This is a genomic window from Aquincola agrisoli, from assembly GCF_036621135.1.
GTDB classification, from domain to species: domain Bacteria; phylum Pseudomonadota; class Gammaproteobacteria; order Burkholderiales; family Burkholderiaceae_C; genus Aquincola; species Aquincola agrisoli.
The window spans coordinates 22148-35001 of sequence record NZ_JAZIBG010000053.1; the positions used below are offsets into that span (position 1 = coordinate 22148).

Below are 12854 nucleotides of genomic sequence, written 5' to 3' on the forward strand. Positions count from 1 at the left end.
GACCTTTTGGTTCACCCCCACCCCAACGTTGGAGCGGTGTTCGCGGAGCCGGGGGTGGGTGGCTGCGCTCGCGCTTCTGCGGCGTCGAGCAGCGCAGGGCGGTCGGCCCGCGCGCGCAGCGCGCTTCGTCATCTGACTTGCCGCAGCCTGTTTGAACGCAGCGAACGCCAGTGAGCGAAGTGAGTTCTGCGGCAGGGCCGGCCGACCGAGCAGCGCAGAGCAGTCGGCGCTTTGCGCCGACCGCCGCAGCAGCGCGAGCGCAGCCACCCACCCCCGGCGCAGCAGGCACAGCCTCATCATCACGCTCACCCCGACAGCGCCTCGCGCCCAACCAGCGACTTCAACCGCGCCAACGGCCCCAACCCCCCCATCACACTGTCATAGTCCTGCACAAAATCGATCAGGCAGCAGATCTCGTCCACTCCCGCCGCCGACAGCTCCCGGATGAACGGCAGGCAACTCTCCGGCGTGCCGATCAACGAGCGGCCCTGCATGAACCCATCGACGCCGAAGCGCAGCAGGCTGTCGAGGTCGTCTTCCGAGAAGTCCTTCAGGCTGACGTTCAGCCCCATGCCCTTGGCCAGGTTCTCGAGCAGGCCGTAGTGCGTGCGCAGGTAGGCGCTGAAGGGCTCGCGCACCTCGTCCTTCACCGTCGCCAGGTCTTCGCCGATGAAGGTGTGCAGCATCATCGACACCTTGCGCGTGGACGGGTCGTGGCCCGCGCGGGCCAGCGATTCGCGGTAGCGCGTGATCTTGGCGGCCACCTGCTCCACCGTATCGCCCAACAGCGAGGTCAGCGCGTTCACGCCGCGCCGGCCCGCCTCGACGAAGGTCTCGGGCGAGGTGCAGGCCACCCACACCGGCAGCTCAGGCTGCTGCGGGCGCGGCAGCGTCTTGACTTCCACTTCACGGCCATCGGCATCCTCGAAGCTCACCGCTTCGCCGCGCCACAGGCGCTGCACCGCATCGAGCGTGCGCCACATCACGCCGCGGCGCGCGCCGTGCGGCTCGCGGGCCAGCACGAACTCGTCCATCGTCCAGCCCGAGGCCGCGCCCAGCGCCACGCGGCCGCCCGAGAGGCGGTCGATCACCGCCCAGTCCTCGGCCACGCGCACCGCATGGTGCAGCGGCAGCACCACGCTGCCGGCACGCAGCTGGATGCGCTTCGTCACCATCGCCAGCGCGGTGGCGGTGAGCGCGGGGTTGGGGTACAGGCCGCCGAAGGCGTGGAAGTGCCGCTCGGGCGTCCACACCGCGGTGAAGCCGTGCTCGTCGGCGAAGCGCGCGCTGTCGATCAGCAGGCGGTAAGGCTGCGCCTCGGCGCTGGTGCCGTCGCCGTCGAAGTAGAAAAGGCTGAATTGCATGGCGGGATGTCGGTGTTCGTGGGCGATGGAAGCGGGCGGCGTCACAGCCGGCGCGCGGCCTCTTCGGGGCTGAGCTGCTCGACCTGGGCCAGCAGCTCGGCCAGCGCGGGGTCGTCGGCAAGGTGCGCCAGGTCGGCGGGAGCGACCGGCGGGGTGGCCGGGGCTTCAGCTTGTCCAGACAAGTCGATTCCCCCGGCTGCTCGCTGCGAGTCGATCAGCGCCGCCAGCCCGGCCGCGGTGCGGGCCTCGAACAGCAGCGCGCGCATCGGCAGCTCGACGCTGTATTCCTTGCGCAGCCGCGTCACCGCCTGGATCGCCAGCAGCGACTGCCCGCCGAGCGCGAAGAAGTCGTCGTCGACGCCCACCTCGTCGATGCCCAGCAGCTCGCCCATCGCCTGCACGACGAAGCGCTCGGTGGGCGTGCGGGGCGCCACGTAGGGCGTGTCCAGCGCGGGGCGGCCATGGCCGGCGGTGGGCGCCGACGCCGCAGCGGCCAGCGCGTCAGCCACGGGCTTCGGCGCCGGATCGAAGGCCTCGGCCAGCCGCGCCGGCAGGCTGCGCTTGGACAGCACCACCCGCGTGAAACGGGGCTGCGCCAGCAGGCGCAGCGTGGCCTGCCAGGCCTCGTCGGGCAGGAAGGCGCCGGCCATCAGGCGCGACGAGGCCAGCTCGGCCGCGGTGGGCGCGTCGTCGGCCAGGTGGCAGGCGTCCCAGTCCATCGTGAGCCAGCGGGTGCGCACACCGTGGTGCCGTGCCTGCGCCGACCGTGCCTCGGCCAGCGTGTCGATCTGCAGGCTGGCGGCCGCATAGGCCGCGAAGCCGGCACCGCCGACCACCGCCGACAGCGACGACTGCAGCACCACCACGTCGACCGGCGGCAAGGCGTCGAGCGCCTCGGCCAGGGCCTGCACCGCCTGCACCTTGTGGCCGTGCAGGCGCGCCAGGTCGGCCGCGCCGGTCTGCAGCAGCGGGCAGCTTGCCTCGCCGCCCATCGCACCGGCGTGGAACACGCCGTTCAGGCCGCCCCAGGCGTCGGCAGCACCGGCCAGCGTGGCCGCCAGCCAGTGCGCGTCGGCGATGGGCCCGCTGACGAATTGCAGCGCCGTGCCGCCGGCGCACAGCCCTTGCAGCTGCTGGATCAGCCGGCTCACCGGATGGCGCATGCCGTGCGTGGCGAGCCAGGCTTCCCAGGCGCCGGCTTCGGGCAGGCCGTCACGGCCGACCAACAGCAGCCGCGCATCCGCGTCGCGCGCCAGTGCACGCGCCCAGACCATGCCCAGGCCGTCGACCAGATCGCCGACCACCGCGTAGACGCCGCCGCGGCGCAGCAGCGGGGGCAGCGTCTGCGCAACCGCGGGCAGCGCCAACGGCTGCAGCGACTGCACCCAGCGCTGGCCACCACGCAACGCCAGCAGCCGGTGCGAAACGGCCCAGGGCTCGGCCAGCGTGCGCAGCAGTTCGTCGAGCTGGGCCTCGTCGGCATCGGCCGCCGCGGGCAGGTCGATCAGCCGCGGCAGCAGCGCGGGCGCTTCCTGCCCGGCCACCTGCAGCAGGCCTGCCGCCGCCACCGCCTCGGGCTGCAGCGTGTCGGCCGGCAGCACGCGCTGCGCCTGCGTGGTGAGCAGGTTCAGCGTGACGCGTGAAGTGCCCGGCTCGGCCGCCCAGGCCTGCGCCAGCGCGAGGGCGGACGGCAGCGTGGCCGCCCTGCCCTGCAGCACGATCTGATCGGGCACGAAGCCTTCGGCCGCCAGGGCCGTGCGCAGCGCGCGCTGCTGGTCCGCGGAGGCGGCATCGAAACCGTCGGCCGCCTGCCAGCGCACGTCCACGCCGGCCAACCGGGGGGACAGTGATGCACGCCAGGGCTCGTCGGCCAGCACCAGCCACCGTTGGCCGGCCACGGCACCTTCCGCCGCGACCGGCGCGGGCTGCCACTGCGGCAGCCAGAACCATTGCGAAGGATCGGTGGCGATGGCATCGGCGTCGGACGCCACGGCCGCGGGACGATCGGAAGCCGCCACAGGCGCCCCAGCGGCCAGCGCCGCCGCACCACCGATGCGGTAGCGCTGCCGCTCGAACGGATAACCCGGCAGCGCCACGCGCCGCGCGGGCCGGCCGCGTTGCACCGCGGCCCAGTCGATCACCGCGCCGGCCGTCCACAGCGCGGCCAGCGCCTGCGCTGCACCGCGCTCAGCCTGCGCCGGCTGGGCCAGCGCCGAAACCGCGGCGCCACCGTGCTGACGCGCAAGCTGCGCCAGCGCGCTGCCGGGGCCCAGTTCCAGCAGCAACGGATCGTCGGCCGCACGCAGCGTGGCGAGCCCATCGCCGAAGCGTACCGTCTGCCGCAACTGCCGCACCCAATACGCCGGGTCGGTGGCCTCCGAAGCAGAAAGCCAGCCGCCCGTTACGTTCGACAGCATCGGGATGCGCGGCGCCGCCAGGTTCACGCGGCCCAGCGCCTGGCCGAACTCGGCCAGCACCGGCGCCATCGACGCGCTGTGAAAGGCGTGCGACGTGGCCAGCGGATGGCACACCACGCCTTCGGATTCGAGCGCGTGCTGCAGCGCCTGCACCGCATCGGCCGGGCCGGCGACCACGCACTGCCGCGGCCCGTTGACCACGGCGATGTCGAGCGACGCGCGCAAGCCCTGCGTCTCCGCCTGCGCCGCGGCGGCGGCCAGCCGCTCGCGCACGGCGGCTTCCGGCAGCATCACCGCCACCATGCGGCCGGGGGCGCAGCGCTGCATCAGCGCGCCGCGCAGCGTGACGATGCGCAGCGCGTCGTCGAGGCTGAACACGCCTGCCACGCAAGCCGCGGCGTATTCGCCGATGCTGTGGCCCAGCAGTGCCTGCGGCTGCACGCCCCAGTGCATCCACAGGTGCGCCAGGGCATGGCCCACCACGAAGAGCGCGGGCTGCGCGTTTGCGGTGTCGCGCAGGCGTTCGGCCCGCGTGGGGTCGGCCGCCTCGGCTGCATCGGCCAGCAGCAGCCCGCGCAGGCGCGGCGCCAGGCCGGCGGCCGCGAGGCTGGTGCCGTCGGCCTCCTGCTGCGCCAACTTGTCCAGACAAGCATCGAGCGCGTCGCGGAACACCGGCTCGGCGTCGTACAACACACGCGCCATGCCGGGCTGCTGGCTGCCCTGCCCCGGGAACGCGAAGGCCACCGGCCGCTCGGCACCGGCCTGGCCGGCCAGCCGCTGCGGGCCATCGCCGGGGGTGGCGAGCAGGTCGATCGCCTCGGCGCCGGTGCGTGCCACCACCGCCAGGCGGTGCGGCCACGCGCGGCGGCCGGTCTGCAGCGTCAGCGCCGCGTCGGCCAGGGCCGGCGCGGCATCGGCGCCCAGCCGCGCGGCGAGCAGCGCCGCCTGCGCCTGCAGCGCGGTGGCGGTGCGCGCGGCCAGCGGCAGCACCTGCCAACGGCGCGGCGGCAGCGCGGCGCCTTCGGCCGCGGCCCGCAGCGGCGCTTCTTCCAGCACCACGTGCGCGTTGGTGCCGCCCATGCCGAACGAGCTGACCCCGATGCGCCGCGGCGCACCCGCCTGGCGCGGCCACGCGCGCAGCGCGGTGTTGACGGCCAGCGGCCCGGCGGCGAAATCGATCTCCGGATTCGCACGGCTGAAGTTCAGGCTCGGCGGCAGCGCCTCGTGTTCGAGCGACATCACCGCCTTCACCAGCCCGGCCATGCCGGCGGCGGCGTCGAGGTGGCCGACGTTGGTCTTCACCGAGCCGATAGCCACCGTACCACTGCCCTTGCCGACGCCCGACAGCGCCCGGTGCAGCGCCGCCACTTCCACCGGGTCGCCCAGCGGCGTGCCGGTGCCGTGCGCCTCGATCGCCCCCAACGTCGCGGCATCTACGCCGGCGGCCGACAGCGCATCGCGGATCACCGCGGCCTGCCCGCCGACGCTGGGCGCCAGCAGGCCCACCTTGCCGGCGCCGTCGTTGTTGACGGCCGAGCCCAGCACGACCGCGCGGATCGGGTCGCCGTCGGCCAGCGCGGCATCCAGCCGCTTGAGCACCACCACGCCCACGCCGCTGCCGAACACCGTGCCCTGCCCTTCGGCATCGAAGGCGCGGCACAGGCCGTCGGGCGAGGCGATGCCGCCGGGCTGGTGGACGCGGCCGCGCGCATCGAGCGAGGCGACCGTCACCGCACCTGCCAGCGCCACGTCGCAATCGCCGGCCAGCAGGCTGCGGCAGGCGCCGTGCAGCGCGACAAGCGAGGTGGAGCAGCCGGTCTGCACGCCCACGCTGGGGCCGGTGAGGTCGAGGTGGTACGACACGCGCGTGGGCATCAGCCCCAGCACGTTGCCCACCACCACCTGCACCGGGTCGTCGGCCTCGCGCAGCGCGGCATCGGCGTTCAGCTCGATCAGGTAGCGGCTGAGCGCGGCCCCCGCAAACACGCCGATGCGCCGGCCGCCGGCCCGCGCGGGGTCGATGGCTGCATCCTCCAACGCGAGCCAGGCTGTCTCCAGGAACACCCGGTGCTGCGGGTCGAGGACCTCGGCCTCCCGCGGGGCGTAGCCGAAGAAGGCGGCGTCGAAGCCGTCGGGTTCGCTGATGCCGGCATGGGCCCGCACGTAGTCGGGTCGGCCGAAGCGCTCGGCCGGCTCGCCCGCGGCCCGCAGCTCCTCGTCCGACAGCATGCGGATGCCGCTGCGGCCCTCGCGCAGCATCTGCCAGAAGGCGTCCAGGTCGTCGGCCCCGGGGAAACGGCCGGCCATGCCGATGATGGCGATGCGCGGGTCCTGCGCACGCGCGCGTGCAGCTTCCAGCGCCTCGATGCGTTGGCGCGCATCGCGCAGGGCGGTCAGCACGCGGTCTTGGTTGAGCGGGTCGTTCATCGTGTGCAACTGCTGTTCTGCGGGAGGCGGGTGGGCTTGCTTTTCTTCTTGCTGTTCTCTTGGGGGAACGGCCGTGCTTCCTTGCGGCAGGCGCTGCTTGGCCAAGGCCGCGGGGCATCCGACTCCGCGAATGCCCAGGGCTGGCGCCCTGGGCGCTCGCCAGGCACAAACAGTCCACTGGACTGTTTGTGTCCGGGCTCTCTCCTGCGGGCCGGCAAGCCGGCCCTCCCCCTCTTATTTCGCTGCGTCGGACACCCCACGCCCTTGGCAGGCGGGACGAGGGTTCCTTGGTTCGGAACACCCGCGGCGCCGCTCGAGCGGGACGGCGGGGCACTGTGCGCAGCGAAATAAAAGGAGGAGGGCCGGTCACGGCCCGGGGGACATTCGCGGAGCACAGTGCCCCGCTGGCCCGCGGCCGCACCAAGCCGCGCGTTGGGGTCGGGCTGTTGAAGCAAGACCATCACAGCGCCCGTCATGGCTTCGACAGCAACGCATCGAGCGCTGCCAGTTCGGCCGCCAAGGCGTCCTGCTCCGCATCTGTCGCATCGACACTCTGCACCGCTGGCATTGGAGGCGCGACAACGGGTGCGCAGGCGGTGGCCGCTGCCGGCCAAAGCTGTTCGTCCAGGTGCCCCGCCAACGCATGGATCGTCGGGTGCTCGAAGATGCCGGCGGCCGACAACTGCACGCCCGACAGCTTCACGAGCCGGTTGCGCAACTCCACGGCCATCAGCGAATCGAGGCCCATCTCGAAGAAGCCGAGCGACGGATCGGGCGGCTGGCCGCCGGCCAGGCCCAGGACCGCGGCCACCTCGGCCTGCAGGCGCCGCACCAGCGCGCTGCGGCGCTGTATGGGTGGCAGCGGGTCGAGTTGGCGGCGCAGGCCGTCCATGTCGTCGAGGCTCGCCGATGCGGCGGGCCTGGCGCCAGCGGCGGCGGTGACCGACACCGGTTGTCCTGCCGCCGCCCGCTGCGCTGCAAAGCCGGCCAGCAGCGGATCGCCCAGGCCGGCGAGGCCGAGCCGCGCACCATCGACCGAGACCACGCCGACCACCGCGCGCACCTCGGCGCCCCGCAGCAGACGGCCGAGCAGCGCGCGCCCTTCGGCGGGCGAAAAGGGCCGCACGCCCCGTGCGCGCATTGAGGCCAGCGTGGCCTCGTCGGCGGCGGAGCCGATCTCGGCCCAGGGACCCCATTGCACGCTGGTGGCCGGCAGGCCGCGAGCCTGGCGGTAGGCGGCCAGCGCATCGAGCCCGCTGTTGGCGGCCACGTGTGCGCCCTGCCCCGGCGATCCGAACAGCGCGGCGGCCGACGAATACAGCACGAACCAGTCGAGCGGCAGGCCGGCCGTGAGGTGGTGCAGGTGCCATGCGCCGCGCAGCTTGGGTGCGAATACGGCCGAGAGCTTGTCCGCCCGCAGCCCGCGCAGCACGCCGTCGGTGAGCCGGCCGGCCGCGTGGAACACGCCGCGCAGCGGCGGCATGTGGCGCGCGACCTGGGCCAGCGCGGCCTGCAACCGGGTGGCATCGGCCACGTCGGCTTCGAGGCACAGCACCTGCACGCCTTCGGCCCGCAGCGCGGGCGGCAGCGTGGCGGGGCGGGCCTGGCGGCCGAGCAGCGCGATGTGGCGCGCGCCCTGGTCCACCAGCCATTCGGCCGTCGCGAGTCCCAGGCCGCCGAAGCCGCCGGTGACCAGGTAGGCGGCGTCGGCACGCACGCGCGGCGCCGGCGGTTCGGCCTGCAGCACCAGCTTGCCGACGTGCGCGGCGCGCTGCATCGTGCGCACCGCGTCGGCGGCCTGCGCCATCGGGAACACGCGGTGCGGGAGCGGCGGCAACGCGCCGCTGTGCCAGCGCGGGCCCAGGGCCGCGAATAACGCGTGGATGCGCGCCGGCTCGGCCTGCGCCAGCGACATCAGGTCGACGCAGTGGTAGTGCACGTCCGGGCGCACGGCGCGCACCTGCTCGGCCGTCCAGATGCCGCGCTTGCCGATCTCGATGAAGCGGCCGCCGGGTTTCAGGCAGGCCAGGCTGGCGGGGATGAAATCGCCCGACAGCGCGTTGAGCACCACGTGCACGCCGGGCTCGGCGTCGCCGGCGGTCGCGGCCAGCACCTGGTCGCGGAAGTCGAGCGTGCGCGAATGCAGCGCCTGCTCGACGCCCAGCGCCTGCAAGGCCGCCCACTTGCCGGGGCTGGCGGTGGCGTGCACACGCGCGCCCAGGTGGCGGGCCACGCTGGCGGCGGCCCAGCCGGTGCCGCCGGCCGCGGCGTGCACCAGCACACGCTCGCCGGGCTGCAGCGCGGCCACTTCGGCCAGCGCGTGCCAGGCGGTGAGGCTGGCGGCCGGCAGCGCAGCGGCCGCCGCATCGCTGAAGCCTGCGGGCCGCGGCGCGACCCATTCGGCCGGCACGGTGACGCTGCTGCGCCAGCAGCCGGGCGCGAGGGCGACGACGGCATCGCCGGGCGCGAAGCGGTCGACGCCCTCGCCCACCGCGATCACCTCGCCTGCGCATTCCACGCCCAGGCCGCCGCGCTCGAAGGGCAGCACGCCCAGCGTATCCAGCACGTCGATCAGGTTGACGCCGGCGGCCCGCACGCCGATCTGCACCTCGCCCGGGCCGGGCGGCTGCGCAGCCAGCGGCACGCGGCGCAGGCCGTCGGGTGTGCCGCGTTCGGCGAGCACGAGCTGCCAGTCGGCGGTGGGGTGGGCGGGATGGCCGGCCTCAGCCAGCGCGGCGGCCGGCAGCCGCTGCAGCCGCGGCGCCAGGCGGTGGCCCTGGTGCCATGCGACGGTGGGCTCGGCCCACGCATCGGGCGTGTCTTCGGCCTGCAGGCAGGCATGCTGTTCCTCGGGCGAGGCGATCGGGTCGAGATCGACGCGGCGGCAGCGCAGCTCGGGGTGTTCGAGCGCGATCACACGCGCCAACCCCCAGGCTGCGGCGGCCTGCGGCTGCACGAGGTCGCCACGGGCCGATGTCGCGCCGGTGGCCACGACCGTGAGTCGGGGTGCCGGGAGAGCCGAGCTTTCAGCGGCCTGCAACACGCCCTGGGCCAGGTGCAGCAGGCCGGTGGCCGCCGCCTCGGCCTGCGCGCCCGGTTCGCAGACGGCCCCGGCTGTCGAGGCCTGCGCGGCGGTGCCGGCTGCGCCGGACAGCGCGGCCGGTGCGAACCACCGCACCTGCCGGGGCCACCGGCCGGCAGCGGCTTCGGCGGCCAGGAGCTCGGCCCAGGCGCCGGCAGCGCGCGGGGCAGTCTCGCCTTCACGGACCACCAGCGCCTGCGTGGAGGCCAAAGCGCGCGTGGCCGCGAACACGCCGAAGGCCGGTGCATCCGCCACGTCATCGCCTGACGCCGTCAACAGCGCCTGCTCGGCGCAGCCCGCCTGCTGCAGCAGGTCCCGCCAGCGGTCCGCCGGCAGCAGCGGATGGTCGGTGCGCAGGCCGCTGGCGGCATCGCCCTGGGCGAAGCGCCACCAGCCGTCGGTGAGGCCGAAGATCAGGTCGAGCCAGGCCAGCGGGCGCGTCAGCTCCAGCAGCAGCAGCAGCCCGCCGGGCGCCAGCAGCGCAGCGGCGTGCTGCAGGCTGCGGCGCACGTCGGCGGTGGCGTGCAGCACGTTGGCCGCCAGCACGATGTCGAACGTGCCTTCGGCCACGCCCTGCGGCGCCGGCGGCTGCTCGATGTCGAGGCGGCGGTAGTGCAGCGTGTCGCCGAAGCGGGCCTGCGCGCCGGCCAGCAGCGTGGGCGACAGGTCGGTGAAGTGGTAGTCGAGGCCGGGCGCCACGGCCTGCAGGCGCGGCAGCACGTGCGCGGTGGTGCCGCCGGTGCCGCCGCCGATCTCCAGCACGCGCAGCGGGCGGCGCGCCGTCGACGCACCGCCCCAGGGCGCCGCATAGGCCGCGGCTGCATCGGCGGCCAGCGTGTTGGCCAGGCGCGCGCCCGGCGAATCGCCATACAGCGCCTGCAGCTGCTGTGCGCGCCCCTCGGCGAACAGCAGCGCCATCGGCTCCTGCGCACCGCGCAGCACCGCGGGCAGGCCGCGGGCGCAATGGCGCAGCAGGTCGAGCTCGGCGGCCGCCTGCGGGTGCAGCGCGGAGAGGCGGACGTGCTCGGCCTCGGCCGCTGCGCGCAGCGATACGGCATCGGCCCCCTGCACGGCGGCGGCCAGCAGGTGCACGCGGCGATGCAGCGCGGCGAGCGCGGGCCGCGAAGGCACGGCCGCGGGGTGGCCGGCCAGTTCCGCAACGGCGGCCGCGGCCCAGGTGGCGGCCAGCGCATCGAGTGCGGGCAGCAGCGCCTGGTAGGCCTGCATCGCCGGTTGCGCCAGCGCGTCGGCCAGCGGCCGAGCGACGCTCGCTTGCAGCGCGGCCGCACCGACCGATGGCATGGCTAAGGGCGCAGCCAGCGGCGCGGGGACCCAGTCGATGCCGAACAGCGGCGAGGCGTCGGCCGCCCCGGCCGCCCCGGCCGGCGACGGCGCCTGGCGCAGCCGCGCCACGTCGGCCGGGCGCAGCGCCAGGGCCTCCACCGTCGCCAGCAGCCGGCCGGCATCGTCGTAGAGCGCGAAGTCGGCGCCCAGCGCCTGCTGCCCGGTGCCGGCGCCTTCCGGCGCCGCGCGGTGGCGCAGATGGCCCACGCACCAGCAGGCGGCCGGCACCGGCGCATGCAGCGTCAGCCGCTCGATGGCGGCGGGCAGCCAGGCCTGGCCCTGCGCGCCAGGCACGTCGACGAACAGCGCGGCGAGGCTTTGCAGCGCGGCGTCGAGCAGCACGGGGTGCAGTTGCCACGCAGTGGCGGGCTGCTGGTCATGCGGCGCGTCGTGGTCGTGCGAGGCGGGCAACGCCAGCCTCGCCACCACCTGCTGCGGCCCGCAGGCCACCTCGCGCAGCGCCTCGAACGCCGGCCCGTAGGCCACGCCCTGGGCCGACAGCCGCGCGAGGCAATCCGCAGGCGCCACGGCCCGCGTGCAGGCGGCGCGCGCCTCGGCCAGCGCAGGCCGGGCCGAGGCCGCCGCGCGGACGAGCCGCGCACTGGCGTGGTGGACCCACGGCGCGTCCGCCGCGCCCTCGTCGTCGTCCACGTCGGCACTGCTGTGGATCTCGATCCGCGCGCCCTCGCCGTCGTCCGGGAACAGCAGCGTCTGCACGCGACGGGATTCATCCAGACGCAGCGCCTGGCGGAACTGCAGCCCTTGCACGGCCCAGGGCCCGCCGGGCTGCAGTGCGGCCAGCGCCAGCGCCATCTCCGCCAGCCCGGCGGCCGGCAGCACGACGTGGCCGAAGACGGTGTGGTCGGCAATCCAGTCAGGGGACAGCGGTGACAGCAGCGCTTCATGGCGCCGCACCGCATCGCCCGCCGTGCGCACCCGCCGGCCGAGCAGCGGATGCGCAGGACGCGGCCTGACTTGCTCAAGCGGCAGCCGCGGATCCGGCTCCGCCGGTCCGCCGGCTGCGCCCCCTCGAGGGGGTGCGCCGAAGGCGCTACGGGGGTGGGCCAGTTCCACCCAATGCCGCTGCCGCTGGAACGGGTAGGCCGGCAGCGCCACGCGCGGGCGCCGCGGCCCGGTCGCCTGCAGGTCGATGCCGTCGGCATGCAACGCCGCGAGCGCGTCGGCGACCACCGGGCGGTCGTCGGCGCCCCGCCGCAGGCTCGGCAGCCAGCGCCTGCCCGGCGCATCGAGCCACGTGCGGCCCAGGGCGATCAGTTGCGGCTGCGGTCCCAGCTCGACCAGGTGCGTGCAGCCCTGCGCGACCAGCCGCTCCAGCGCCGCAGCGAAGCGCACGGGCTCGACGATCTGCGCCGACCAATAGGTGGGCCAGTCGGTGCCCTCGCCCAGCGGCTCGGCGGTGCGGCTGGAGATCCAGCCCAGCCGCGGCGCCGCATGGTGCAAGCCGGCCGCCACGCCGGCCAGTTGCGCCGCGGCGGGCGCCATCTGCGGCGAATGGAAGGCGTGCGACACGGCGAGCGGCGCGCACGCGAGGCCGCGCGCGGCGCCCTGGGTGCACAGGCGTTCGACCTGCGCCCGCGGGCCGGCGACGACCGTGCTATCGGGCGCGTTGGTCGCCGCGATCACCACGCGGCCGTGCGGTGCGCCTGCCACGGCTGCATCGGCATCGATCAGCGCCTGCACCTCGGCCGCAGGCGCCTGGATCGCCGCCATCGCGCCGTCGCCCGGTTGCGCCTGCATCCACCGGCCGCGCTCGGCGACCAGCCGGGCGGCCGAGTCGAGATCGAGCACACCGGCCACGACGGCGGCCGCGAGTTCACCGACGCTGTGGCCCAGCACGGCCGCGGGCTCGACACCGGCCGCGCGCCACCACGCGGCCAGCGCCACGCCGAGGGCGAAGATCGCGGGCTGCGCGTGCTCGGTGCGGTTCAGGCGCTCGGCCGCCGCGGCGTCGGCCACGGCGGGCCAGACGACGGACTTCAGGTCGATGCCGGCCACGGCCTCGAGCCGCGCGCACACCTCGTCGAAGGCGTCGCGGAAGACCGGCTCGGCCCCGTACAGCGTGCGGCCCATGTCCAGCGCCTGCGCACCCTGGCCGGTGAAGAGGAAGGCGATGCGCGGGCGGCGGTGCGGCGCGGTGCCGGCGTGCACGCCCGCGGGCGCGGCGGCCGGCGCCGCGGCCCAGGCGGCCAGCCGGTCCGC

Annotated in this window: 3 protein-coding genes; all 3 read right to left on the bottom strand. The window is 75.2% G+C overall.

What is annotated here, in order from left to right; genetic code table 11:
- Positions 1-305: 305 nt before the first annotated feature.
- Complete coding sequence (locus V4F39_RS24150) at positions 306-1364, bottom strand: LLM class flavin-dependent oxidoreductase (protein WP_332292678.1); 1059 nt, start codon at positions 1362-1364, stop codon at positions 306-308.
- Between the two features lie 41 nt (positions 1365-1405).
- The gene (locus tag V4F39_RS24155) at positions 1406-6208 is read right to left on the bottom strand and encodes a type I polyketide synthase (protein WP_332292679.1); all 4803 of its coding nucleotides are present in this window, start codon (positions 6206-6208) and stop codon (positions 1406-1408) included.
- Between the two features lie 472 nt (positions 6209-6680).
- On the bottom strand, positions 6681-12803 hold the full coding sequence (locus V4F39_RS24160) for an SDR family NAD(P)-dependent oxidoreductase (protein WP_332292680.1): 6123 nt from the start codon (positions 12801-12803) through the stop codon (positions 6681-6683).
- Positions 12804-12854 lie beyond the last annotated feature (51 nt).